The 23,373-nt window shown below is 64.6% G+C and carries 23 protein-coding genes; 8 read left to right on the top strand and 15 right to left on the bottom strand.

Annotated features, from left to right (window positions below; all coding sequences use genetic code 11):
* Positions 1–36: 36 nt before the first annotated feature.
* A complete protein-coding gene (locus ASILVAE211_RS01180) occupies positions 37–1,278 on the top strand; it encodes an arsenic transporter (protein WP_227319457.1) in 1,242 nt (413 codons plus the stop codon).
* Between the two features lie 68 nt (positions 1,279–1,346).
* Positions 1,347–2,534, top strand: coding sequence for an MFS transporter (locus tag ASILVAE211_RS01175; protein ID WP_227319456.1), 1,188 nt, complete (start codon positions 1,347–1,349; stop codon positions 2,532–2,534).
* Positions 2,535–2,682: 148 nt separating this feature from the next.
* Here ASILVAE211_RS01175 and folD read toward each other — a convergent pair whose 3' ends face one another.
* The 7 genes from folD to dapA form a co-directional block, all read right to left on the bottom strand.
* Entirely contained in the window at positions 2,683–3,549 is an 867-nt protein-coding gene (gene folD / locus ASILVAE211_RS01170; RefSeq protein ID WP_227319455.1) for a bifunctional methylenetetrahydrofolate dehydrogenase/methenyltetrahydrofolate cyclohydrolase FolD, read from the bottom strand.
* 5 nt (positions 3,550–3,554) lie between these two features.
* Positions 3,555–4,436 (bottom strand): formyltetrahydrofolate deformylase, encoded by an 882-nt coding sequence (purU, locus tag ASILVAE211_RS01165; protein WP_227319454.1) that lies wholly within the window; start codon positions 4,434–4,436, stop codon positions 3,555–3,557.
* A 112-nt stretch (positions 4,437–4,548) separates the two neighbouring features.
* On the bottom strand, positions 4,549–5,247 hold the full coding sequence (locus tag ASILVAE211_RS01160) for a GTP cyclohydrolase II (protein ID WP_227319453.1): 699 nt from the start codon (positions 5,245–5,247) through the stop codon (positions 4,549–4,551).
* The gene (gene ribD / locus ASILVAE211_RS01155) at positions 5,244–6,398 is read right to left on the bottom strand and encodes a bifunctional diaminohydroxyphosphoribosylaminopyrimidine deaminase/5-amino-6-(5-phosphoribosylamino)uracil reductase RibD (RefSeq protein ID WP_227319452.1); all 1,155 of its coding nucleotides are present in this window, start codon (positions 6,396–6,398) and stop codon (positions 5,244–5,246) included. The genes ASILVAE211_RS01160 and ribD overlap by 4 nt, the downstream gene beginning before the upstream one ends.
* Positions 6,395–7,036 (bottom strand): phosphatase PAP2 family protein, encoded by a 642-nt coding sequence (locus ASILVAE211_RS01150; protein WP_227319451.1) that lies wholly within the window; start codon positions 7,034–7,036, stop codon positions 6,395–6,397. Before ASILVAE211_RS01150 ends, ribD begins: the two co-directional genes overlap by 4 nt.
* Positions 7,033–7,527, bottom strand: a complete 495-nt coding sequence (smpB, locus tag ASILVAE211_RS01145) for an SsrA-binding protein SmpB (RefSeq protein ID WP_227319450.1) — start codon at positions 7,525–7,527, stop codon at positions 7,033–7,035. Before smpB ends, ASILVAE211_RS01150 begins: the two co-directional genes overlap by 4 nt.
* Position 7,528: 1 nt before the next feature.
* Positions 7,529–8,407, bottom strand: a complete 879-nt coding sequence (dapA, locus tag ASILVAE211_RS01140) for a 4-hydroxy-tetrahydrodipicolinate synthase (protein WP_227319449.1) — start codon at positions 8,405–8,407, stop codon at positions 7,529–7,531.
* A gap of 225 nt (positions 8,408–8,632) precedes the next feature.
* On the opposite strand from dapA, the gene ASILVAE211_RS01135 reads away from it, so the two are divergent.
* From ASILVAE211_RS01135 to ASILVAE211_RS01125, 3 genes are all read left to right on the top strand, one after another.
* On the top strand, positions 8,633–10,591 hold the full coding sequence (locus ASILVAE211_RS01135; RefSeq protein ID WP_227319448.1) for a lytic transglycosylase domain-containing protein: 1,959 nt from the start codon (positions 8,633–8,635) through the stop codon (positions 10,589–10,591).
* A gap of 155 nt (positions 10,592–10,746) precedes the next feature.
* Positions 10,747–11,202 carry a phosphatidylglycerophosphatase A family protein gene (locus tag ASILVAE211_RS01130; protein WP_227319447.1) on the top strand — a complete coding sequence of 152 codons (456 nt, stop codon included), beginning with the start codon at positions 10,747–10,749 and terminating at the stop codon, positions 11,200–11,202.
* Between the two features lie 9 nt (positions 11,203–11,211).
* The gene (locus tag ASILVAE211_RS01125) at positions 11,212–11,715 is read left to right on the top strand and encodes a CinA family protein (protein ID WP_227319446.1); all 504 of its coding nucleotides are present in this window, start codon (positions 11,212–11,214) and stop codon (positions 11,713–11,715) included.
* A gap of 9 nt (positions 11,716–11,724) precedes the next feature.
* Here ASILVAE211_RS01125 and ASILVAE211_RS01120 read toward each other — a convergent pair whose 3' ends face one another.
* From ASILVAE211_RS01120 to ASILVAE211_RS01085, 8 genes are all read right to left on the bottom strand, one after another.
* The gene (locus tag ASILVAE211_RS01120; protein WP_227319445.1) at positions 11,725–12,027 is read right to left on the bottom strand and encodes a putative quinol monooxygenase; all 303 of its coding nucleotides are present in this window, start codon (positions 12,025–12,027) and stop codon (positions 11,725–11,727) included.
* A 127-nt stretch (positions 12,028–12,154) separates the two neighbouring features.
* The gene (locus ASILVAE211_RS01115) at positions 12,155–13,027 is read right to left on the bottom strand and encodes a heme-dependent oxidative N-demethylase family protein (protein WP_227319444.1); all 873 of its coding nucleotides are present in this window, start codon (positions 13,025–13,027) and stop codon (positions 12,155–12,157) included.
* The gene (locus tag ASILVAE211_RS01110) at positions 13,020–14,024 is read right to left on the bottom strand and encodes an ABC transporter ATP-binding protein (RefSeq protein WP_227319443.1); all 1,005 of its coding nucleotides are present in this window, start codon (positions 14,022–14,024) and stop codon (positions 13,020–13,022) included. The genes ASILVAE211_RS01115 and ASILVAE211_RS01110 overlap by 8 nt, the downstream gene beginning before the upstream one ends.
* The gene (locus tag ASILVAE211_RS01105) at positions 14,021–15,067 is read right to left on the bottom strand and encodes an ABC transporter ATP-binding protein (RefSeq protein WP_227319442.1); all 1,047 of its coding nucleotides are present in this window, start codon (positions 15,065–15,067) and stop codon (positions 14,021–14,023) included. Before ASILVAE211_RS01105 ends, ASILVAE211_RS01110 begins: the two co-directional genes overlap by 4 nt.
* Positions 15,057–16,031, bottom strand: a complete 975-nt coding sequence (locus ASILVAE211_RS01100; protein ID WP_227319441.1) for an ABC transporter permease — start codon at positions 16,029–16,031, stop codon at positions 15,057–15,059. The genes ASILVAE211_RS01105 and ASILVAE211_RS01100 overlap by 11 nt, the downstream gene beginning before the upstream one ends.
* A 5-nt stretch (positions 16,032–16,036) precedes the next feature.
* Positions 16,037–17,074: an ABC transporter permease gene (locus ASILVAE211_RS01095; RefSeq protein ID WP_227319440.1), complete on the bottom strand. Its 1,038-nt coding sequence runs from the start codon at positions 17,072–17,074 to the stop codon at positions 16,037–16,039.
* Between the two features lie 167 nt (positions 17,075–17,241).
* Positions 17,242–18,912, bottom strand: a complete 1,671-nt coding sequence (locus ASILVAE211_RS01090; RefSeq protein ID WP_227319439.1) for an ABC transporter substrate-binding protein — start codon at positions 18,910–18,912, stop codon at positions 17,242–17,244.
* 43 nt (positions 18,913–18,955) lie between these two features.
* On the bottom strand, positions 18,956–19,846 hold the full coding sequence (locus ASILVAE211_RS01085) for a proline iminopeptidase-family hydrolase (protein WP_227319438.1): 891 nt from the start codon (positions 19,844–19,846) through the stop codon (positions 18,956–18,958).
* Positions 19,847–20,045: 199 nt separating this feature from the next.
* Between ASILVAE211_RS01085 and ASILVAE211_RS01080 the strand changes: the two genes are divergently transcribed.
* The 3 genes from ASILVAE211_RS01080 (at position 20,046) to rpsP (ending at position 23,344) form a co-directional block, all read left to right on the top strand.
* The gene (locus ASILVAE211_RS01080) at positions 20,046–20,993 is read left to right on the top strand and encodes an aldo/keto reductase (protein ID WP_227319437.1); all 948 of its coding nucleotides are present in this window, start codon (positions 20,046–20,048) and stop codon (positions 20,991–20,993) included.
* A 521-nt stretch (positions 20,994–21,514) separates the two neighbouring features.
* Positions 21,515–22,912 (top strand): signal recognition particle protein, encoded by a 1,398-nt coding sequence (gene ffh, locus ASILVAE211_RS01075; protein WP_227319436.1) that lies wholly within the window; start codon positions 21,515–21,517, stop codon positions 22,910–22,912.
* 75 nt (positions 22,913–22,987) lie between these two features.
* Entirely contained in the window at positions 22,988–23,344 is a 357-nt protein-coding gene (rpsP, locus tag ASILVAE211_RS01070) for a 30S ribosomal protein S16 (RefSeq protein ID WP_227319435.1), read from the top strand.
* The last annotated feature ends 29 nt before the right edge of the window (positions 23,345–23,373 follow it).

Genomic DNA, 23,373 nt, shown 5'->3' with positions numbered 1-23,373 from the left:
CGCGTGCATTCATGCTGCGCGGCATAACGGGCTTCTATGATCCTCTGCACCTGCCTCATCGTTGTCCTGGCGACAGCCGGGGTCATCATCCGCCCATGGCGCATCCCCGAAGCCATCTGGGCCGTGCTGGGTGCGCTGCTGCTGACGCTCACCGGCCTCATCCCCTGGCATGACGCCATCGCCGCTGTCGGGCGTGGTGGGGATGTCTATCTCTTCCTGATCGGCATGATGCTGCTGAGCGAAGTGGCGCGGCGGGAAGGCCTGTTCGACTGGCTGGCGGCCTTCGCCGTGCGTCATGCGCGCGGGTCGTCACGCAAACTCTTTCTGCTCATCTACGGCGTCGGCACCATCGTCACTGCCTTTCTGTCCAATGACGCGACGGCGGTGGTGATGACGCCGGCGGTTTTCGCCGCCGCCCGTGCGGCCCGCGCCGAGCCCCTGCCCTATCTGTTCGTCTGCGCCTTCATCGCCAATGCCGCGAGTTTTCTGCTGCCCATTTCCAACCCCGCCAATCTCGTTCTCTACGGCAATCACATGCCGCCGCTGCTGGCTTGGCTCGCGCATTTCCTGCTGCCCTCCGCACTTGCCATTGGTGCCACGCTCGGCGCCCTGCTGATCATCGAACGCAAGCATCTGGCCGCGCCCATCCAGTCCGAGATTCCGCAGCCCGTTCTGTCACCGGGTGGTCTCGCAGCCGCCATCGGCATTCTGCTGACGGCCGTGGTGCTGCTGACGGCCTCGGCCGCCGATAGGCCGCTCGGCCTGCCGACCGCCATTGCGGGGGGGCTGACGACCGCCTTCGTGCTGTGGCGCAAGCGTGAAGCGCCCTGGGGCGTGCTGCGCGGCGTGTCCTGGCTTGTTCTGCCCCTGGTCGCGGGGCTTTTCGTCCTGGTGGAAGGCCTGCGCCAGACCGGCGCTCTGGCCGCGCTGGCGACCTGGCTGCATCACGCGGCCGACCATTCGGTGCAGACGACCGCCTGGGGGTCCGGCATCGTCCTGGCCTTGGTCTGCAATATCATGAACAACCTGCCGGCCGGGCTGATCGCCAGTTCCACCATCGCCGCCGGCCATCTGCCGCAGAGCGTGACGGATTCCCTGCTGATCGGCGTCGATATCGGCCCCAATCTGTCCATTACCGGGTCGCTCGCGACCATCCTGTGGCTGACGGCCATCCGGCGCGAAGGTGAGGACGTGACCTTCAAAACCTTCCTTCTGCGCGGCGCCCTCGTTATGCCGCCCGCTTTGCTGCTGGCGCTCGCCGGGTTGCTGCTGCAATAGAGATTGCGATTTCACAATAAGAATGGCATTGCGTGTTCAACCGCAGAAGGCCATTCCGGATGAACCGCATGCGCGACATGCTGCCTTTTCTGGCAGCCGTCTTCATCGACCTCTTTTCCTTCGGGTTGATGTATCCGGTCATCGTCATCCTGTTCCGCGATCTGGGCGCGGCCCACGCCTATGCGCCCGCGACGCTGAACCTGCTGCTGTCGCTGACCTTCTCGCTCTTTCCGCTCGGCATGTTCTTCGGGGCTTCGCTGCTGGGCGATCTGTCGGACGCGCTCGGGCGCAGGCGAACGCTGCTGATCTGCATGACGGGGCTCGGCCTCGCCTATACGCTGATGTTCCTGGGCGTGGAGACGCGGATCGTCGGCTTCCTGCTGGCGGGCCGCCTGCTGTCCGGCCTGATGGCGGGGGCCGCGCCCATCGCCCAGGCCGCGATGATGGACCACAGCACGCCGGAGCGGCGCGGGCATGACATGTCCCGCGTCGTGCTGGTCAATTGCCTGGCGCTCGCCTCCGCGCCTGCCGCTGGCGGCGTGCTGACAGATCTCTGGCTGCCATTGCCGCTGCTGGTGACCATGGGCCTCTGCGCGGCGGTTTTCGTGCTGATCTATCACGCGCGGTTCGCGGAGGCAGCGCCCCGCGCGGCGCTGGCGCTGAGCTGGCGGCGGCCGTTCACCAATTTCGTGCTCGCCGCCCAGCATCCGCGCATTCGCTGGCTGGCGCTGGCCTTCTTCCTGTTCCAGTTCGGCTTCGCCATCTACTACGTCTATGTCATCGTGCTGATGGGCAATGTCTATCGGCTGGAACCGAGCCTGCTGGGTCTTTTCACGGGCACCATGGGCGTCGGTTTCGTCGTGGGGTCAACGCTCGGCTATCCGGTGCTGGCCAAGCTGATCCCGGGCGAGGCGCGCATCTGCGGCCTGTCGCTGATCCTGTGCGGCGTCTTCATCCTGCTCGCGGCGGATGCGGGAGAGGCCTGGCAATGGCCGCTGGTGTTCCTGGCCGCCGTCGCCAATTGCGCGGCCTATATCACGCTGCTGTCGCTGATCAGCGGCGCCGCCGCGGCGGATGCGCAGGGCTGGGCCATGGGCATCGGTTCGGCGGCCGTGGCGCTCGCCTTTTTTCTGTCCGGCCTCATCGCCAATGGGCTGACCGTCATCCCGCTGCCGGCGATCATCGCCCTCGGCGGCGCCATTGTCGTGGCAGCCGCCCTGCCGCTGTGGCGGCTGCGTCAGACGAGCGCGGCTTAGGGTCTTTCAGGTTCTCGCTCAAACGACGTCATTCCCGCGAAGGCGGGAATCTTCTCACTTTGGCACTGCGACCGGGCTTAGAAGATGACCGCTTTCGCGGGCATGACGGTTGGGGAGGCGCTTCCGTGAAAGACTGACAGAGAAGACCCTAGCCGCGACGCAGCTTGGCCGCCGTCAGCGTATTGCGCAGCAGGCAGGCGATGGTCATCGGCCCGACGCCGCCCGGCACCGGCGTGATACGCCCTGCAACCTCGACCGCCTCGGCGAAGGCGACGTCACCCACCAGCTTGGTCTTGCCGGCATCCGTCGGGATACGGTTGATGCCGACATCGATGACGGTTGCACCGGGCTTGATCCAGTCGCTGCGCACCATTTCCGGACGGCCGACGGCGGCCACCAGAATATCGGCCTCGCGGCAGACGGCTTCCAGATCCTGGGTGCGGGAATGGGCGATGGTCACGGTGCAGCTTTCGGCCAGCAGCAAAGCGGCCATCGGCTTGCCGACGATATTGGACCGGCCCAGCACCACGGCGCGGAGGCCGGACAGGTTGCCCAGTTCCGCCTTCAGCATCAGCAGGCAGCCCAGCGGCGTGCAGGGCACCAGACCCGGCAGGCCGGTCGCTAAGCGCCCGGCATTGATGACATGGAAACCGTCCACGTCCTTGTCCGGGGAAATGGCGTCCAGCACGCGGGCGCTGTTGATATGCGACGGCAGCGGCAATTGCACCAGAATGCCGTCCACCGCTTCGTCGTCATTCAGCTCGGCGATCAGGCTGAGCAGCGCCTGCTCGGTCGTCTCCACCTCCAGCCGGAATTCGAAGGATTCCATGCCGGATTCCTTCGTCGTCCTGGCCTTGTTCCGCACATAGACCTGGCTCGCTGGGTCTTCACCGACCAGCACGACGGCCAGACCCGGCGCCCGTCCGCCCGCCGCACGGATGGCGGTGACCTCGGCCGCCACCTCCGCCACGATACCGGCCGCGAAAGCCTTTCCGTCGATGATCTGTGCGGTCATGCAGCTTATTCCGAGAAGACGACGGTCTTGCCGCCATTGAGGATGACGCGACCATCCAGATGGTAGCGCACGGCCCGCGCCAGCACCCGGCGCTCGATATCGCGACCCTTGCGGACGAGATCGTCAGGCGTATCGCCATGGCTGATCCGCTCGACATCCTGCTCGATGATCGGGCCTTCGTCGAGATCGCTGGTGACGTAATGGGCCGTTGCGCCGATCAGCTTCACACCACGTTCATGTGCCTGATGGTAGGGCTTCGCGCCCTTGAAGCCGGGCAGGAAGGAGTGGTGGATATTGATGCAGCGGCCGTTCAGCTTGGCCGTCAGCCCGTCCGACAGAACCTGCATATAGCGGGCTAGCACGACGAGTTCGGTCTTGGTCTCTCGCACCAGATCCCACAGCTCCGTCTCCTGCTCCATCTTCGTCTGCTTGGTAATGGGCAGGTGATGGAAGCGGAGCCCCGCGAAATCGACGCCGGCATAGGTCTCGCGCGGGTGATTGGCGACGATGGCGGTAATCTCCATCGGCAATTCGCCGTTCCGCCAGCGATAGAGAAGATCGACCATGCAATGGTCGAACTTGGACACCAGGATCATCACGCGGCGCTTTTCGGCGCGGTCGCGCAGGGTCCATTCCATGCCGAAGCGTTCGGCTATGGCCGCGAAATCATCGCGGAAGCGCTCGGCGAAACCGGTTTCCTGGCTGTCGATCGCAAAGACCACGCGCATGAAGAAGCGCTTGCTCTGCAGATCGTCGAATTGCTGGGCTTCCAGAATATTGCCGCCGGCCTCGAACAGAAAGGTGGTGACGGCGGCAACGATACCCGGACGGTCTGGGCAAGCGATGCTGAGGACGAATTGCGTCTGAAGGCTGGATGGCGATGCCATGGCGGTCTTCCGGGTCAAAGTCAGGCAGTGGATGAGACGGGCAGGATGCGCGATCCGGCCCCATGAGCGGGTGGACGCTTGCGACCTGCGATTTGGCTTTTTGCGCCCAGGGCTATCCCACAGGCGCGGTGGTACCGGCGCCTTCTTCACCCTGCCCTGCCGCAGCATTCATCAAAGCCAGCGGATTGAGCAGATGATGATGCCGGAGCTTCGCCTGCAGATAGGCGCGGTTCACATCCGTCACATAGACGCCCGTGCGGCTGGTTTCCGCGACATCGATGCCGGATTCCTTCAGCTTGGCGATCTTGTCCGGATTGTTGGTCAGCAGCCGGATGCGGGTGACGCCGATGGCCTGCAGCATGCGCGCGCCGATCGTGTAATCCCGCGCATCCTCAGGCAGATGCAGCAGGCGGTTCGCCTCATAGGTATCTGCGCCTTGATCTTGCAGACGGTAGGCGTCGAGCTTGGCGTAAAGGCCGATGCCCCGGCCTTCCTGGCGCAAATACAGCAGCACGCCGCCTTCCTCCGCCAGCATGGCGATCGCCTCATGCAACTGCTCGCCGCAATCGCAGCGGCGGGAGGAGAAGACGTCGCCGGTCAGGCATTCGGAATGCAGCCGCACCAGGGTCGGCCGCTTAGGGTCCGGATTGCGGCCGGCGAAGCGGATGGCGATATGCTCAAGCCCGTCGAGCCCGTCGAAACCGATGAATTCGGCGGGAATACCATCCGGGCCAAGCGGGATCATCACGGAGGGTCGCGGCTTGCAGGCCATCGGCTCACCCGGTCGGGCGATGGGCTTGAGATGGGTCATGCAAGGCTTTCAGCGGCGATGTCACGCGGATAGGCACGCGACAGGATGTCATAGGTTTCCAGCACGTCGTCTTCATACTCCTGCCGCGCCAAAAATCGCAGGCGAATTGCGTCTGCCAGCCTTTCGATGCCAAGACCTTGAAGGGCCGGCAAGCCGGAATCGCCAAGCAGAATGGGCGCGCGGTGCCAGGCGAGCCGATCCACCAGCCCCGCGCGCAGCAGCGCGCCGGCCAATTGGCTGCCGCCTTCGTTCAGGATGGAGGTCAGGCCGACGCCCTTCAGGGCGCGCATCGCGGCCGTCAAATCCAGCGTTCCCCCCGCGTCACGCGCCACCGTCAGCACCGTTACCCCGTCACCCTGCAAGGCTTTCGCCCGGTCGGCCGGCGCATCTGAGGCCGCCAGCAGGATGAGCGGATGGGTGGCGGCATTGCGGACCAGCTGGCTGTCCAGCGGCGTGCGCAGGTAGCTGTCGGCCACCACGCGCCAGCGCGGCCGATCCTCGAAACCCGGCAAAGCCGAACGCAGGCCCGGATCATCCGCCAGAACCGTGCCGATGCCGACCAGGATGGCGTCATGCTCGGCGCGCATCCGCTGCACGACCTTCCGCGCCCCAGGACCGGTGATCCAGCGGCTTTCGCCACCCTTGGTCGCGATGCAGCCGTCCAGGGTCACGCCAAGCTTCACTGTGATCCAGGGCAGGCCGTGGGTCACGGTTTTGACGAAGCCCGCGACGATGGCCTGCGCGTCATGCTCCATCAGCCCGGTCTCGACCGCAATCCCCGCCGCGCGCAGCCGCGCGGTGCCGCGCCCCTGCACGCGCGGGTCCGGGTCATGCGCGAAGGCAATCACCACGCGCGCAACGCCGGCCTCGATCAGCGCATCGGCGCAGGGCGGCGTGCGGCCGTGATGCGAACAGGGTTCCAGCGTGACATAGGCGGTGGCGCCCTGCGCCGCCGCGCCGGCATCGCGCAGCGCCATGACCTCCGCATGGGGCCGGCCGCCCGGCTGGGTGGCGCCCTGTCCCACGATCCGGTCGCCCTGGGCGATGACGCAGCCGACCGCCGGATTGGGGGCGGTCGTGCCCAAAGCGCCCCGGGCGAGGTTGAGGGCGGCCATCATCATCCGCCGGTCGGTTGAGGTCCATTCGGTCATCGCGCCGGACGATCCTCTGTCGGGAAAGGAAGCGCAAGGGTCGCGCGTCCGGTCAGGAAACCCAGCAGGCCGCCGGCCAGGACATCGCCCAGGAAATGGACGGTGCCGGCGACAAGCCCAAAGGCCGTCAGGCCGACCAGCAGCGCCCAGAGCCAGCGCAGATGCGGCAAGCGCCACCACAACACGCCAGCGACAGCCGCGATTGCCGTCGTATGGCCGGACGGAAAGGACGACCAGCCTTCCCCGCCGTGAAAGGGCCAGAAGCCATAAACACCGTCATGGATCAGGGACGGATTGTGATGGGTCCAGGTTTCCGGCCAGGTGCGGCCGAAAGCCTGTTTCAGCAAATCCTTGAGCGTGATGGCGATGGTCACAGCCAGCGCGACGGCGATCCAGGTCCAGCCGCGCCCGCGCGGACGCCAGCCCCACCAGCCGGCAATGGCCGCGACAACCAGACCCGGTGCGGCGAAGCTCAATGGAATTTGGCCGATGGCGGCCAGGCCCAGAAACCAGGGGCTATGATGAAACAACCGGTGCATCAACAGCGCCAGCGGCCGGTCGATGACAAGGATGCAGACAAGGATCAGGCAAAGCAGGGTGAGCGAGAGGCCCAGGCCTCCCCTCCATCCGCGCCTCATCCCTTGTTGCGCATCAGCCGCGCCTTGTCGCGCTGCCAGTCCCGCGCCGCGACGGCATGACGCTTGTCGGCCTTCTGCCGGCCTTCGCCCAGGCCCAGCAGCACCTTCGCCCGCCCGCGATCGTTGAAATGAATTTGCAGCGGCACCAGGGTGATGCCGTTGCGGGCGACCGCCGCCGCCAACTGGTTGATCTGCTTATGTTTCAGCAAAAGCTTGCGTGGCGCGCGCGGCTCGAAGCGCGACAGCACGCCGCCCTGATATTCGGGGATATAGGCGTTGAACAGCCATAGCTCGCCGTCACGCTCGCCCGCCCAGGCTTCGGTCAGCGTGGCGCGGCCGTGGCGAAGGGACTTCACCTCCGCCCCTTTCAGCACCAGACCGGCCTCGACCGTTTCCTTGATGGCATAGTCGAAGCGCGCCTTGCGGTTCTGCGAGGCGATGCCGTGCGAAATCAGCCCTGACTTGGATTTGGATTCTTTGAGTTCGGCCATGTCAGTTGAGAAGACCGACCTCAACCAGGGCCGCGCGCACCTGATTGCGCGTCGCCTCGGTGACGGGCGCCAGCGGCAGGCGGCAATCCGGCGCGCCGAAGCCGAGCAGATGGGCCGCGTATTTCACCGGGCCGGGATTGGTTTCCACGAACATCGCGTCATGCAGCGGCAGCAGGCGCTGCTGGATGGCCATGGCCTCCGCCACGTCTCCGCGCTGCCAGGCCATATGCATTTCGGAAATCAGGCGCGGCGCCACATTGCCGGAGACGGAAATGCAGCCGACGCCGCCCGAGGCCAGATGCGCGACAGCGGTGTGATCCTCGCCCGAGAGCTGGCAGAAATCCGGCCCGCAGGCGCGCAGCGTCTGCAAGGGGCGGGCAAGATTGGCGGTCGCGTCCTTCACGCCGACGATATTCGGCAGCTTCGCCAGACGGGCCATGGTCTCGACGCTCATATCCACGACGCTGCGCGGCGGCACGTTATAGACGATGACGGGAATATCGGCGCTTTCGGCGACCGTCTTGAAATGCAGGTACAGGCCTTCCTGCGTCGGCTTGTTGTAATAGGGCGTGACAACAAGGGCGGCGGCGGCACCGGCCTTCTTGGCGTGGCGGGCGAGGTCTACCGCCTCGGCCGTGCTGTTGGACCCTGCCCCCGCGATCACCGGCACACGGCCCCCGGCGACCGCGATGGTAATCTCCACCACGCGGCGATGCTCCTCATGGCTCAGCGTCGGCGTCTCGCCCGTCGTGCCGACCGGCACCAGACCATGCGTGCCTTCCGTGATTTGCCAATCGACGAACCGCTCCAGCGCTTTTTCGTCGACAGCGCCAGCCTCGGTCATCGGCGTAATGAGGGCAACGAGCGAGCCCTTGAACATGGCGGCTATCCTTGGCTGAGCACGACGAAGGGTTGATGCGGAAAGGGCGGAACGTAGGACTGGCCGCTGTTCATCGCAAGCCATGGCAGGCCGCGCGCCGCTCGGCTGCGACATGCGGAAATGGTAGATGGCAAAAGCGTCATGCTTGCACCGTCTCTCTCGGCTTTGCGAAGCGCCGCGCATGCGCAATGATGCGCGGGATTAACCGAAGGTTTGCGGGCTTCCATGCGTCTACTTCCCCTATTGGGCTGCGCCAGCCTTCTGGCCTTCCATGTGTCCACCGCATCGGCCCAGGGCGTGCAGACGCCGATGGATGCGGTCGCCGCGCGCAATTGGGACCAGGCCAATGCCATGGCCGCGCAATATGCCGACCCGGTGGCCGTGAAACTGGTCACCTATTACCGGATGCTGACGCCCGGCCAGGCGAGTGCGGCGGAAATCCGCGCCTTCATGACGGGCAATCCGGACTGGCCGCAGCAGGCCTTGCTGGAAACGCGGTGGGAAGCCGCGCTGGTGGCAGAGCCCGATCAGGCGACTGCCTTGGCCCAGTGTCAGGCTCATATGCCGCACGGGGCGCAGGCGCTGCTGCGCTGTGCCACGGCCTTTCAGGCCGCGAGTGACGCGGCGGATGCGACGAAAGCCGTGCGCGCGGCCTGGACCGGCACCGGCATGACCGATCCCAGCGACGTCTCGGCCTTTCTCAGCCAATGGGGCAGCTTGCTGACGCCCGAGGATGAATTGCCGCGCTTCGTGGCGCTGGCGCGCATCGGCTCCCCGGCAGCGGCGGCGCAAATCAGCCGCCTGCCGGCTGGCCAGCAGACCATGGCCACAACCTGGGTGGCGCTGAATACGGCGCAGAGCGACGCTGCCACGAGCTTGCAGGCGCTGCCTGCGTCGGACCAGGAAAACCCCGGCCTGTTCCTGGCCGGCGCGCGCTATTTGCGAAAGAATGCCGGCGATCCGGTTGCTTTGCAGTTCTGGCAGGGCCATGGCTATGCCGCCTTCCAGGCCGGCGACGCCATCCAGCAACATGCGCTGTGGCATGAAGCGGCCTATCTGGCCCGCGACCTGATTTCCGACAATGACGGACAGGATGCCTATGCGCTGGTGAAGCTGATTCAGCCCAGCGCCCCTGCGGACGCCGCCGACCAGCAATTCCTGGCCGGTTTCATCGCGCTCAGGGTTTTGCACAATGCCAATAAGGCCGAGCCGTTCTTCCGCAATCTGACGACGCTGTCCGCCGCTGCCATTACCCAGTCCCGCGCGCATTACTGGCTGGGCCGGACATTGGCCGCCGAAGGCAGCACCATGCAGGCGGCGAACGAATACAAGCTGGCCGCCGCCTATCCCACGACCTTCTACGGCCAGATCGCGGCCCTTGCGCTGGGCGATACGCCGGCCGCGCTCAACGCCCGTATTATGGCGGCACCCGAACCCGCCTGGAATGCGAATGACGCGCTCGGCTTCGCCGGGCGGGAAACGGCGCGCGCCGCCGCCTTCCTGGTCGCCTGGAACCAGCCGCGCCGAGCCTATGGCTTCCTGCTCGATGTCGCCGCCATCGCGCCCGACCCAGCGGATTACGCCATGGCGGCAGAATTGGCCGTTGGGTTCCAGATTCCCTATGCCGGCGTCGGCCTCGCCCGCGTCGCCGGCCTGCACGGCACCATGCTGCTGAATGCCGGCTGGCCTATCCCCTTCCAGCCGACAGCCAATGCCGGCATCGAACCGGCCGTGACGCTCGGCCTCATCCGTCAGGAAAGCAGTTTCGATGTCGGCGCCGTCAGCCCGGCCGGCGCGTTGGGCCTGATGCAGCTGATGCCGGCAACCGCCCGGCTACAGGCGCGTCAGGACGGCACCACGGTCTCCAACTGGCAGCTGACGTCAGCGCCGGATGTGAACATGACGCTGGGCAATGCCTATTTCTCCGGCCTCATGGCGCGTTTCGACAATTGCCTGCCGCTGTCGATCGCAAGCTACAATGCGGGCCCCAATCGCGTCGACCAGTGGCTGGCGCAGAACGGCGACTTCCGCACGCCCGGCGGCCCGGATGTGCTGGACTGGATCGAAATGATCCCCTTCGACGAGACCCGCAATTACGTGCAGCGGGTGACGGAGGGCATTGCCATCTATCGCGCCCGCGAGGGCGTGGTGACGCCCTACCCGCTGGCGCAGTGGCTGCATTGAACTCGTTCTGATTGTGATTGAACCGTCCTCAACCGTCATGCCCGCGAATGCGGGCATCTTCTCGTCGCCGGTCACAGCAAAGAAGATTCCCGCTTTCGCGGGAATGACGCTGCTGCAATTTCAACTTGAAACGCTCTAGGCGGGGACTGGCGACCATGACCTTCAGCCGCATTATCGCCAGTGCCGGTGGCGCCGGGTTCTTCCCGAAAGCCCCCGGCACCGTGGGCTCGCTCGTCGGGCTCGTCCTCGGCTGCGCCATCCTGGGCCTGGCCGGGCATTGGGTACTGCTCGTATTGGCCGTCATGGCGACCATCGGCGGCATCCTGGCCATCCGCGCCGCGCAGGCGAAGGACGATCCGGGCTGGGTGGTGATCGACGAGGTCGCCGGGCAATGGCTGACCCTGCTGGGCCTGTTTCACGTCACCTGGATCGGCGCGATCGTCGCCTTCGCGCTGTTCCGACTGCTGGACATCACCAAGCCCGGACCGATCGGCTGGGCCGACCGCATGCATTCGCCCACGGGCGTGATGCTGGATGACGTGATTGCCGGCCTCATCGGCGCTGTCCTGATCCGTCTGGTGCTGCTGTGGCACCCGGCCCTTTTCGGCTGAGGAGCCGCCATGTTCCCGCATGATCTTCTGGCCGAGGCCGAAACCCTGCTGGCGGAAGCCCGCGCGCGCGGCTGGCACATCGCCACCGCCGAAAGCTGCACCGGCGGGCTGATCGCCGGGCTGCTGACGGCTATCGTCGGGTCATCCGATGTCGTGGACGGCGGTGCCGTCACCTATTCCAACGCCGCCAAGACGCGGATGCTGGGCGTGCCGGCGGAGATGATCGCGGCGCATGGCGCGGTCAGCGAGCCCGTGGCCCGCGCCATGGCGGAGGGAGCGCAAAAAACGGCCGGAACGGAACTCGCCATCGCCGTCACGGGTGTCGCGGGGCCGGGCGGCGGCACGCCAGAAAAGCCGGTCGGGCTGGTCTGGTTCGGCCTCGCCTCGCCAGTTGGAGTCGTCGCGGACCACCGGATTTTTCCGGGGGACCGGACGGCGGTACGGATGGCGACCGTGCGCCATGCGATCAGCCTATTGCGGGCGGCCCTGGACACCGGCCGCCGCTTCGCGTGAGCGGTACAGTCAGCCGGCGTTTTGCATCAGATGAATATCGGCCTGGGCCAGGACGTGCTTCGCCTTTTCCATGAAGCTTTTCAGCGCCGGAGCTTCGCCATGGGCATCAAGCGCCGCCTGATCCTGCCATTTTTCGATGACGACAATCGTATCCGCACCGAATTTGGATGTGGAATAGGCCAGATCGACCACAGGGCGGTATTCGAGGCAGCCCGGCTCGGCCCGCACATCGTCCACGACCGCGTTCAGCGCTGCCAGCAGGGACGCCCGATGGCCGATCTTGGCGGTCAAAACGGCAACCACGTGAATCATTGTCTTTCTCCATCGCTTACTCGGCCCTGCCAAACCAGCGGCCGAACAACCATGGCCTTGCCTAGCATTCCTTAAGCGACCTGTCGCCGCATGGCTCCGTGACGAATCATGATGCAGCGGTCAGACATCAGGCGAGGCTCAGCGCCTTGCCGTCCAGGTAGTCCAGCAGCGCCGCGCGATAGGGCAGCAGGCTTTTATAGCGCTCCATCTCCGGCGGCAGGCCGCGCACGGCCGAAGCAAGCTTCCCCGCCTCCCCGGCAATCTCAACCACTTGCGCCAGCGGCGTCACATGCATGCCGATACCGAAGGCGACGACACCGCTTTCCGGCAGCAGCCGGAAGGTCTGGCGCTCCACCCGCAGCCAAAGCATCTCGCCCGCATTCGCCGCCGTGATCGCGGCATTATGGCCGGCCAATCCATGACCCTTGGGCTGAAACAGGGTCGCGTCATCCATGATCGACCAGTTGAAGCGGCTGGCGAGACGCCCGGCCTTGATCGAGGCCAGGAAGCGATCGACCGGCTTGCCCAGCGCCTCCTTATAGCCCGGCACTGGCACATGAATGGCGATCATGGGCTTGCCGATCTTGTCGGCCAGACGCCAGCGGCTGGGGAAGCACAGAATGGCGGCGATCAGCACCGCGCCCTCCGGCCCCGGCTTCATCAGGCAGAAATCCTCGACCGCCCAGGGGCAGACGCTGGCCAAAGGATGCTCATCCGCATCCCAGTCCGGCCGTTTCCAGCCGGGCCGATGCGCTTCCAGATGACCCGCCAGCACGTCCCGCAATTCGGCGCAGGCGGCCTCAGACCCTGGCGTATCGGCCAGAACCTCGGCCCTACGCTCCGCCAGCAGCCGTTGACGTTCCGCAATCTGAAGCGGAGCGCGGGAATCCCATTCCAGCCAGTCCGGCTCCTGCACAGCCCCCAGTCCCATCACCATGCGCTGCTCGCCCGCCTCATAGGGCAGATAAAGCGGCGCGGGCGGCAGGACATCGTCACGCATGGGCAGCGGCTGATCCATCCAGAGGGAAATGGCAGGCGACGGAGCGATTGTCGCCCAGGGCGCGCAGCAACGGAACCTCTGCCGAGCAACGCGCCTCGGCGACCGGGCAGCGCGTGTGGAAACGGCAGCCGGAGGGCGGATTGGTGGGGCTCGGCGGCTCCCCGCGCAGGATGGTGCGGGCCTTGATATTGCCCTGCGGATCGGGCTCCGGCACCGCCGAAATCAATGCGGCGGTATAGGGATGCGCCGGCCGGTGCAGCACGCGGTCGGTCTCGCCCAGTTCCACGATGCCGCCCAGATACATGACCGCCGTGCGCGTCGCGATCTGCCGCACGACCGACAGGTCATGCGCGATGAAGACATAGGTCAGGCCAAGCTTTTCTTGCAGATCCATGAACAGGTTGACGATCTGCGCCTGCACCGACACGTCCAGTGCCGAAACCGGCTCATCCGCCACGATCAGGCTGGGTGACAACGCAATGGCGCGCGCGATGCCGATGCGCTGGCGCTGGCCGCCCGAGAATTCATGCGGAAAACGCGTGAGAAAATCCGGCGACAGATTCACCAGTTCCATCAGCTCGCGCAGCCGCGCCTGGACGTCGCTGGCGGAATGCTTGCCGTGGACGCGCAAAGGTTCGGCGATCAGATCCCCCACCCGCCTGCGCGGATTGAGGGAGGAGTAAGGGTCTTGAAAGACCATCTGCATATCGGCGCGCAGCGGGCGGAGTTCGCGCTGGCTGAGGCCCGTTATGTCGCGGTCCTTGAAGGTGATGCGCCCGTCATCGACATCGTAAAGGCGCAGCAGGCAGCGGCCGAGGGTGGACTTGCCGCAACCGGATTCGCCGACGAGCCCCACGATTTCACCGGGATAGACCTCGAGCGAGACATCGCTCAGCGCATGCAGATGCTGAATGCCGCCCGCGCGGAAACGGCTGCCGACCTTGAAGGTCTTGTGAAGGCTCTCGGCCTTCAACATGGGCTTGGAAGGGATTGTCATGCGGCTTCTCCCGCGGCGCGGATGGCCCGCTCATGCGCCCAATCGGGCATACCCTTCTCCGCCAGCCAGCAGGAGGCTTCCTGCATGCCGTTGCGGAACAGCGGCGGGCGGGAGGCGCAGGCATCCATGCGGAATTCGCAGCGCGGCTGGAACGGGCAACCGGCAGGCCGGCCCATCGGCGCCGGCGGACTGCCCGGGATGGACGGCAGGCGATGCGGCTTTTCCCCATGCATCGGCGGAATCGAATGCAGCAGACCCAGCGTATAGGGATGGGTCGGCCCGCCCAGCACATCTGGCTTGGGTCCGCGTTCCGCGATGATGCCCGAATACATGACCATGACGCGGTCGGAGACGGTGGCGACCACGCCCATGTCATGCGTGATCAACATCACCGACGACCCGAAGTCCGTGCGCAGGCGCAGCAGCAGTTCCAGAATCTGCGCCTGCACCGTCACGTCCAAGGCGGTTGTCGGCTCATCCGCGATCAGCAGTGACGGATTGCAGGACAAAGCCATGGCGATCATCGCGCGTTGGCGCAGACCGCCCGACAGCTGATGCGGAAAGCGGCCGGCGGCCTTGGCTGGGGCCGGCACGCCCATCTCTCCCAGCAGTTCCACCGCACGGGCCCGCGCGGCACGGCGGGACAAGTTTTGATGCGCGCGCAACTGCTCCTCGATCTGCCAGCCGATCGTATAGACCGGCGTCATCGCCGTCATCGGATCCTGGAAGATCATCGCGATTTCGCGGCCGCGCAGCGCGCGCATCTCCTTGGGCGAAAGCTTCAGCAGGTCGCGACCCTTATAGGTGATCGACCCGGTGATGATGGCATTGGGATCGGTGATCAGCCGCATGACGGCCAGCGAGGTCATGCTTTTGCCCGAGCCGGATTCGCCCACGATGCTCAGGATTTCGCGCTCACGCACGGTGAAGGACACGTTTTCCAGAATACGGATGATGCCGCGTTCGGACCGGAAGGAGACGCAAAGATCACGGACGTCGAGCAGCGTCCCGTCAGGATTTGCGGTCATGAGATCAGCGGGCATCGCGCACCCTCGGGTCAAGCCAGGCATAGGCGATGTCGACCACGGCATTGGCGACAACGACGAAGAAGGAGGAATACATGACCGTCGCCATGATGAAGGGCAGGTCCAGGCTTTGCAGCGCCACATAGGTCAGCCGCCCGACGCCGGGCAGGTTGAAGACGACCTCTGTCAGCAATGCGCCACCGCCGACGAGGGCGCCGAAATCCAGCCCGAACATGGAGACGAAGGTGATGAGCGAGGTGCGCAGTGCATGGCGGACCATGATCCGCCGTTCCGACAGGCCCTTGGCGCGGGCCGTGCGGATGAAATCCTCCTGATAGGCTTCCACCAGATTGGCGCGCAGCACGCGGCCATAGAGGCCGATATAGAGGATCGCGAGGGTGATCCAGGGGATCACGAGCTGCTTGAACCACATGCCGGGATTTTGGGTCAGCGGCGTATAGCCAAGGCCCGGCACCCAGCTGAACAGAAAGGTATGATGGAAGCGCGACTGGGTGATGAGATTGGCGACCGATCCGACCCAGAAGACCGGCATGGATATGCCGACAAGGCCCAGGAACATCAGCAATCGATCCGGTATGCCGCCACGGGTGGCCGCCGCGATCATGCCCATGATGATCGCGAAGACAACCCAGATGACGGCGGCGCCAAAGACGAGAGACAGCGTCACCGGCGTCGATTCGACCACCGCCGGAATCACCTTCTCGCCGCGATTGACGAAGGAGGTGAGGTCACGGGAGATGAAGAGCTTTTCCATCACCTTCACATATTGCACGGGCAGCGGCTCATCGAAGCCGAAGGAATGGCGCACCTGGGCCAGCACTTCCGGCGTCGCATTGCGGCCGGCGATGCGCGCGGCGGGGTCCGCGCCTGGTGTTGCGAAAAAGATGCCGAAGACGACGACACTGATGCCGAACATGACAAACAGCATTTCGGCCAGACGCCGAAGGATGGGAAGCAGCATCGGCGTCAGTCCTTCTTCACGCGCAGCTTGGCGCGCGGATCGAAGGCATCGCGCACGCCGTCACCGAGGAAGTTCAGCGCCAGCACGGTGATGATGATGGCCAGGCCCGGCGCGATGGCGACCATGGGCTGAGTATAGAGCAGATCCTCACCATCCAGGATGATGGTGCCCCAACTGGCATTGGGCGGCTGCACGCCGATGGACAGGAAGGAGAGCGCCGATTCCGTCAGCATATTCAGCGCCATCATCAGCGGCGCGAAGACGATCAGCGTCGTCGTCACATTGGGCAGGATGTCGCGGACCAGAATGCGGAAGGAGGGCACGCCGAGGCAGCGGGCGGCGAGCACGAAGTCGCTGCGTGTGAGCGACATCACCTGCCCGCGAATGGGCCGCGCCACATAGGGCACATAGACGATGCCGATGATCATGATCGGCAGGATCAGACTATTGGACGGAATGGTGAAAGGGCCGATCTGAATGCCCTTCGAAATGAAGACGATCGAGAGCGAAATCGCGAGCAGATAGACGGGAAAGGCCCAGAGCACGTCGAGAAGACGCGCGAGCACGGTATCCGTCAGCCCCCCGATGAAGCCCGCGATGGTGCCGATGATCGCGGCCAGCACCAGCGTCACGACGGTCGCGAAAAAGGAAATCAAAAGCGAATTCTGGCCGCCGTAGAGCATGCGGGCCGCGACGTCGCGTCCCTGGTTATCGGCGCCGAAGAAATATTGTCCGTGCCAGGTCGGGCCGATGGGTGTCACACCCAGGCCGAGACCGGCGGTATCCGCTTGCATGATATCGACCGAATTGCCGTCGAGCGTGATGGAACCGTCGAGATTCGACTGGAACGGATCGCTCTGCGACACGTATTTGGCGTAAAGCGGCGCGGCGCAGCAGGCCAGCACGATCAGCACCAGAACGATAATGGCACCAACCGCCGTGCGGTCACGGAACAGCTTGCGCAGCGCCACGCGCCAGGGGCCTTCCGGCGTTTCGGCGGCAGCGGTCTTGGGCAGGGTCGCGTCGGTCGTGGCGTCAGACATTGCGCATCGCCTCCCGCAGCGGGAAGTCAGTCAGATCATGCATAGGGTAGAGCCTCATAAGGCGGGCCGCAGCGGGCCGAAGAAAGCGGAGCGGCATGACGCCGCCCCACCTTCTGCCTGAACATCCGAACAAAGGGATGCCATAGTCGGAACAGGTCGCGGGTCGATTACTGAACCCAGACCTGGGAGTAGATCATGTGGAACTGATCGCTGAAGGTAAAGTTCTTCAGGCGAGCAGACACGAAGTCGAGCTGCTTCGGCGTGAACATCGTGGCCCAGGGTGCCTGGTCCACCAGTTCCGCGTCGATCTTGCCCCATTCGGCGTTAGCGGCCTTCTGGTCCGTCACCGCCGTGATCAGGTTCTTGTTGATCTCGGCATCGATCCCCTTGTCGCAGAAGCCCGAAATATTGATCGAGGCATCCGAACCCGGATGGAAGGAGCCGCAGGACAGCAGCACGTTGATGAAGTCAGAGGCGGCCGGATAATCTTGGTACCACTGGCTGATGCTGATCTGGACGTTGTTCTTGGTGTTCTGGATATAGGTGAACTGGATGTTGGCCGAGATCACCTTCAGCGTCGCCTTGAAGCCGAGTTCGTTCAGCACGCTGACGAGATAGGTGCCGAGCGCCGGGTCGACGTTCTGGTCATCGGCGATCACCGTCACCGGCTGGCCGATCTGGCCGGAGGCCTTCATCAGGGCCTTGGCCTTGACCATGTCAGGAGCGGACCACTTGCTGCCCGGGTTCTTGGTGTACGGGCAATAGGCCTTGTACCCGGGGAAGCCCGGCGGCAGAACCTGGCAGTTCGGCACGGCCAGACGCGGGCCGCCATAGATATTCACGGCCGACTTGCGGTTCAGCGCGTAGTTCACCGCCAGACGCGCGTCCTTGTTGTTGAAGGGCGCGATATTGACGTTCATCGGCGCGTAGTAGATCGCGAAGAGCGGATTGATATGGATGGAGTTCGGGAACTTCGAAGCCATTTCCGGCAGGCGGTCGGACGGCGGGCTGTCGAACATCCAATCCTGCTGGCCGTTCTCGATCGCCGTCACTTCGTCTTCCGGCTTGGGGCCGAAGGTGTAGTTGATGGTATCGACATAGCCGGCCGGCTGAGCGTCCTTGCTCCATTCCTTATAGTAAGGATTCCGCTTCAGAATCATGTTCTTCTGCGGATCGTAGCTGGTGATCATGTAAGGGCCGGTCGCCGGGGCCGGGCTGGTGCCCAGATCCTTGGCGGCGGTATCGGCCGGCACGATGTCGCCGAAGGGGGTCGCCAGCTTGTAGAAGAATTCGGAATCCGGCTGGGTCAGATGGAAGGTGACGGTATTGGCCGCGTCATCCGCCACGACACCGCCTGCCAGCGTGCAGGTGGCCGGGGTCTTCAAGCAGGCATCGGCACCAACGATGACATTATACCAGGAACCGGCATTCGGGTTGCTGACCTTGAAGATGCGCTGGAAGGTCGCGACCACATCGTCCGGCGTCACATCCTTGCCGTTCGAGAACTTCACGCCCTTGCGGATGGTGAAGACATAGGTCTTGCCACCGTCCTGCGGCGCCGGAATGGCGGTCGCCAGATCCGGAACCACATCGTTCGAGCTTTCGCCGGAGACGTGCTTGAAGGCGACGAGACCATCATTGGTGATGAACAGAACGGACCAGAACTGGCTCGTATAGTTGATCTGCGGGTCGATCGTGCCGGCAGCCGACGCGCCCGTCAGGTTGAGCGTGCCGCCCATGTGATCAGCCGCCTGGGCCGTCACCGCCGTGGCGGCGGCAAGGCCGCTGGCCGCAATCAGGGCCAGGGCGGAGCTATGGAGCCATCGTCGTAAAGTCATGGGTCTCTCCGGTTCTCTCGGTCGAGGGTTTGACGAAGGAAGTCTACGCGTCGAGGAAAGCGGCGACGGCCGCGAGGCACGCCTCTTTTTCCTCGACATGCGGCATGTGGCTGGAATTCTCGAAGATCGTCCAGCGGACATCGGGGATATGGTCGGCATAGGGCTGCACGCAGAGTGGCGTTGCCTCATCATACCGGCCGGAAATCAGAAACGTCGGCACAGTAATGGTGTGCAGGCGGCTTTCGATGGTCCAGTTCTTCATGCTGCCGATGACATGGAACTCGGTCGGGCCGTTCATCGTGTGATAGACGGTCGGGTCTGTCGCGATGGCGTCGAAGGTGCGGCGGACCTCGGGCGGCATCGGCACGACGCGGCAGACGTGAAGCGCGTAGAAAGCGTCGGACGCTGCCTGATACTCGGCGCTGTCGATGGTGCCGGCTTCTTCGTTGCGTGTCAGCGCATCCTGAATATCCTGCGGCATGTCGCGGCGCAGGCGGTTCGCTTCCTCCACCCAGGTCTTCAAAGATGCCGGGGAATTGGCGATGACAAGGCGACGCAGGCCTTTGGGCTGGCGGACCGCGTGCTCGGCGCCCAGCATGCCGCCCCAGGACTGGCCCAGCACGTCATAGCTGCCGGCAATGCCAAGATGAGCGGTCAGCCGGTTCAGCTCGTCGTTGAAAAGATCGACGGTCCAGAAATCACCGTCCCCTTTGCGTTCCGGCAGATGGGTCGAGCGGCCATTGCCCAGCTGGTCGTAATGGATGACCGCGCGACCGGTGGCCGCCAAATCCTTGAAGCTGTCCACATAATCATGCGTGCAGCCCGGACCGCCATGCAGGATGACCAGCGGGGTCTTGGCCGAGCCGAGATCCCCGGTGACACGATACCAAGTGCGCCCATACGGGCCTTCGACATAGCCTTCGGTGAAATCCATGGGACCTCTGTTACGCAAAAAGGCGCCCCTGTGGCGTCTGGCCGGGGTCTATGCACGTCGTCGCCATCCGGAAGCAAGACCTGTTCCACCAGCTGTCACAATTTGAGCAACGCGGCCATCCAGGATCTTTCCCCCCTGCATCGGCCGAGTGCGCTCTTATGTCCCGGTAGACGGCAACCAGATAAAGGCGAACGTTTCCATGCAAAAAAGACAGCTTGGTCAATCCGCTATCAGTATTCCCCCGCTCGTCTTCGGCGGCAATGTTTTTGGCTGGTCGGCCGACGAAGCCGTATCGTTCCGGCTGCTGGATCAGCTGGCGGAGGCCGGGCTGACTGCCATCGATACGGCCGATATGTACTCGGTTTGGGCAGATGGGCATCAAGGCGGCGAATCGGAAACGATCATTGGCAAATGGCTGGCCAGCCGTGGCGGCCGCGACACCTATACCATCATGACCAAGGTCGGCATGGACATGCCGGACGGCCGCGGCCTCTCGGCCGCCTGGATCAAGACATCGGTGGAACGCTCGCTCAAGCGCCTTCAGACGGATGTCATCGACCTGTACCAGGCCCATAAGGATGACGAAGAAACGCCGCTGGAAGAGACGCTCGGCGCTTTCGCGGCATTGATCAAGGAAGGCAAGGTCCGCGCGATCGGCGCCTCCAACTACAGCGCCCCACGTTTGGCGGAAGCCCTGAAGGTCAGCGACGCCAATGGCTTGCCGCGCTACGTGTCGCTGCAGCCACATTATAATCTGGTCGAGCGGCCGCTATTCGAGGCTGAGCTGGAGCCCCTCTGCCTTGCCGAAAATCTCGGCGTGATTCCTTACTACTCCCTCGCCGCCGGCTTCCTGACCGGCAAATACCGCAGCAAGGACGATCTGGGCAAAAGCGCCGCCCGTGGTGGCGGTGTCGCCAAATACCTGGACGGCATTGGCCCGAAAGTTCTGACGGCGCTTGACGCCGTCGCCGGTGAGACGGGTGCCACGCCGACGCAGGTGGCCTTGGCCTGGCTGATCGCCCGGCCCTCGATCACCGCGCCGATTGCCAGCGCCTCCAAGCCCGAACAGATGGGCGACCTAGTGAAAGCCTGCGCCTTGTCGCTTACCCCCAGCCAGATCGCCGCGCTGGACCAGGCAAGCGCCTAGGATAAGCGATAGCGCGCCGGCCATACGTCACGATTGCGGAACTTCTGGAATTCGGGGCCGGAATGGCGTATATATCGTGACGGTACACACGGGCATACAGCACACCTTCTGACGAAAGACCCCCGCCTGTTGGTAGCAGGCGGGGGTCCTAGTCAAGGCTAGTGGAGTTGAGCGATGGCCAGGATGACTAGAATCAAGGTCATCACCAGCATCGCAACCCGGTACACAATCTCAGGCATTTGCCTGCACCTCCTTCGGCCGCCCTGGATTAGACAGCACCGCTCATTCTCGGTGCTGTCCGAGCGGCAGGTCATGGATACAGGCCGCAGGCATGGTCTCGCCAGAGATTCCGATTTAATTTCGAAATAAAAAATCCCCGAAATCCCGCCGAAACACGGGTGCATGACGGCGTCTCGGCCAGAGTTCTTGACTCACGCGGCGGGGAAGCGCAGAAGCCCCGCGATCTAAGACGTCGCTCCGCGAGTGTTCGCGCAGCGGCGCGCTTTGTTTTGGGAAGTCGGATGTTCGAAAGCCTCTCCAATCGACTCTCCTCAGTCTTCGACCGGCTGCGTGGCCGGGGTGCGCTGAGCGAGACGGACGTTCTGGAGGCCATGCGCGAAGTGCGCCTGGCACTGCTGGAGGCCGACGTCGCCCTGCCGGTGGTGAAGGACTTCGTCACCAAGGTGCGGGACCGCGCGGTAGGCGTGGAAGTGCTGCGCGCCGTCTCCCCCGGCCAGCAGGTCATCAAGATCGTCAATGACGTCCTGATCGAACAGCTGGGCGGCGAAGGCGCCGTTCCGCTCAATATCAATGTCCCGGCCCCGGTACCCGTCCTCATGGTCGGCCTGCAGGGCTCCGGCAAAACCACGACCGCCGGCAAGATCGCGCTGATGCTCCGCACCAAGGAGCGCAAGCGCGTGCTGCTGGCCAGCCTCGATACGCAGCGCCCGGCCGCCCAGCTACAGCTGGCGCAGCTGGCCGAACGTGCCGAAGTGTCCTCGCTGCCCATCGTCCAGGGCCAGACGCCGGTGCAGATCGCCACGCGCGCCATGGATGCCGGCCGCCGCGAAGGCTTCGACATCGTTATCCTCGATACCGCCGGTCGCCTGTCGATCGACGAAGAGCTGATGGATGAGGTCAAAGCGATCCGCGCGGCCACCAACCCGGCCGAGACGCTGCTGGTGGTCGATGCCATGACCGGCCAGGACGCGGTGAATACCGCCCGCGCCTTTAACGAGGCTTTGGGCGTCACCGGCATCGTCATGACCCGCATGGACGGCGATGCCCGCGGCGGTGCCGCGCTGTCCATGCGCGCCATTACCGGCGCGCCGATCAAGCTGACGGGTTCCGGCGAAAAGCTCGACGCGATGGAGCCCTTCCATCCGGAACGTATCGCCAGCCGCATCCTGGGCATGGGCGATATCGTCAGCCTGGTCGAAAAAGCGGCCGAAACGATCGACCGCGAAGAGGCCGAAAAGCTTGCCGTCAAGATGGCGAAGGGCAAGTTCGACCTGGAAGACTATGCCAGCCAGTTAAAGCAGATCGGCAAGATGGGCTCGATCTCGGGCATCCTCGGCATGCTGCCGGGCATGGGCAAGATCAAGGAACAGCTCAACGGCGCCAATCTCGATACCAAAATCCTGAAGCGGCAGGCCGCGATCATAAGCTCGATGACCGTCGCCGAGCGCCGCGATCCCGACATCATCAAGGCCAGCCGCAAGAAGCGAATCGCGGCCGGCTGCGGCATGACGGTTCAGGAAGTGAACCAGCTTCTGAAGCAGTTCGAGCAGATGTCGACGATGATGAAGCGCATGAACAAGCTCGGCCAGAAGGGCATGATGCGCGGCGGCCTTGGCGCCCTGATGGGCGGTATGGGCGGTGGCGGCATGGGCAAGCCCGGCGGCCGGCGGCCCTTCTAAAAACAGTTTCAACCTTTGCCCCACCGGCCAGATGCCGGGCAGGCAGTACCAACCACCAGTGGAGACCGACTTACTATGTCCGTGAAGATCAGGCTGGCCCGCGCCGGCGCCCACAAGCGCCCCTTCTATCACATCGTGATCGCCGACAGCCGCAGCCCCCGCGACGGCCGTTTCATCGAGAAGGTGGGCAGCTACAACCCGATGCTGCCGGCCGACCATGCTGAGCGCGTGCGCCTGAAGGATGACCGCATCACGCATTGGCTGAGCAACGGCGCGACCGCCACCGACCGCGTTGCCCGCTTCCTGGGCAAGGCCGGCCTGGCGCCGATGCCGGCCTATACCGAGCAGCCGCAGCAGTCCGCGCCGAAGAAGAAGGCCCAGGAGCGCGCCAAGGCTGCCGCCGCCGCCGCTGCCGCCGTCTCCGGGGCTTAAGACCCTAACCGGACCGAGGCAGATCGTTC

It is taken from the genome of Acidisoma silvae (assembly GCF_020618775.1).
Classification (GTDB): Bacteria; Pseudomonadota; Alphaproteobacteria; order Acetobacterales; family Acetobacteraceae; genus Acidisoma; species Acidisoma silvae.
Note: the sequence above shows the minus strand (reverse complement) of the source record. Positions and strands in the feature narration are given on the sequence as shown.

Excerpts from the sequence above, each read along its gene's own strand:
- folD (WP_227319455.1), bottom strand. The coding sequence starts at position 3,549 with ATGACCGCACAGATCATCGACGGAAAGGCTTTCGCGGCCGGTATCGTG.
- ASILVAE211_RS01105 (WP_227319442.1), bottom strand. The coding sequence starts at position 15,067 with ATGCCCGCTGATCTCATGACCGCAAATCCTGACGGGACGCTGCTCGAC.
- ASILVAE211_RS01120 (WP_227319445.1), bottom strand. The coding sequence starts at position 12,027 with ATGATTCACGTGGTTGCCGTTTTGACCGCCAAGATCGGCCATCGGGCG.
- ASILVAE211_RS01130 (WP_227319447.1), top strand. The coding sequence starts at position 10,747 with ATGACCTTCAGCCGCATTATCGCCAGTGCCGGTGGCGCCGGGTTCTTC.
- smpB (WP_227319450.1), bottom strand. The coding sequence starts at position 7,527 with ATGGCCGAACTCAAAGAATCCAAATCCAAGTCAGGGCTGATTTCGCAC.
- ASILVAE211_RS01125 (WP_227319446.1), top strand. The coding sequence starts at position 11,212 with ATGTTCCCGCATGATCTTCTGGCCGAGGCCGAAACCCTGCTGGCGGAA.
- ASILVAE211_RS01150 (WP_227319451.1), bottom strand. The coding sequence starts at position 7,036 with ATGAGGCGCGGATGGAGGGGAGGCCTGGGCCTCTCGCTCACCCTGCTT.
- ASILVAE211_RS01135 (WP_227319448.1), top strand. The coding sequence starts at position 8,633 with ATGCGTCTACTTCCCCTATTGGGCTGCGCCAGCCTTCTGGCCTTCCAT.
- ffh (WP_227319436.1), top strand. The coding sequence starts at position 21,515 with ATGTTCGAAAGCCTCTCCAATCGACTCTCCTCAGTCTTCGACCGGCTG.
- ASILVAE211_RS01115 (WP_227319444.1), bottom strand. The coding sequence starts at position 13,027 with ATGCGTGACGATGTCCTGCCGCCCGCGCCGCTTTATCTGCCCTATGAG.
- ASILVAE211_RS01160 (WP_227319453.1), bottom strand. The coding sequence starts at position 5,247 with ATGACCCATCTCAAGCCCATCGCCCGACCGGGTGAGCCGATGGCCTGC.
- purU (WP_227319454.1), bottom strand. The coding sequence starts at position 4,436 with ATGGCATCGCCATCCAGCCTTCAGACGCAATTCGTCCTCAGCATCGCT.
- rpsP (WP_227319435.1), top strand. The coding sequence starts at position 22,988 with ATGTCCGTGAAGATCAGGCTGGCCCGCGCCGGCGCCCACAAGCGCCCC.
- dapA (WP_227319449.1), bottom strand. The coding sequence starts at position 8,407 with ATGTTCAAGGGCTCGCTCGTTGCCCTCATTACGCCGATGACCGAGGCT.
- ASILVAE211_RS01110 (WP_227319443.1), bottom strand. The coding sequence starts at position 14,024 with ATGACAATCCCTTCCAAGCCCATGTTGAAGGCCGAGAGCCTTCACAAG.
- ASILVAE211_RS01095 (WP_227319440.1), bottom strand. The coding sequence starts at position 17,074 with ATGTCTGACGCCACGACCGACGCGACCCTGCCCAAGACCGCTGCCGCC.
- ASILVAE211_RS01180 (WP_227319457.1), top strand. The coding sequence starts at position 37 with ATGATCCTCTGCACCTGCCTCATCGTTGTCCTGGCGACAGCCGGGGTC.
- ASILVAE211_RS01090 (WP_227319439.1), bottom strand. The coding sequence starts at position 18,912 with ATGACTTTACGACGATGGCTCCATAGCTCCGCCCTGGCCCTGATTGCG.
- ribD (WP_227319452.1), bottom strand. The coding sequence starts at position 6,398 with ATGACCGAATGGACCTCAACCGACCGGCGGATGATGATGGCCGCCCTC.
- ASILVAE211_RS01080 (WP_227319437.1), top strand. The coding sequence starts at position 20,046 with ATGCAAAAAAGACAGCTTGGTCAATCCGCTATCAGTATTCCCCCGCTC.
- ASILVAE211_RS01175 (WP_227319456.1), top strand. The coding sequence starts at position 1,347 with ATGCGCGACATGCTGCCTTTTCTGGCAGCCGTCTTCATCGACCTCTTT.
- ASILVAE211_RS01085 (WP_227319438.1), bottom strand. The coding sequence starts at position 19,846 with ATGGATTTCACCGAAGGCTATGTCGAAGGCCCGTATGGGCGCACTTGG.
- ASILVAE211_RS01100 (WP_227319441.1), bottom strand. The coding sequence starts at position 16,031 with ATGCTGCTTCCCATCCTTCGGCGTCTGGCCGAAATGCTGTTTGTCATG.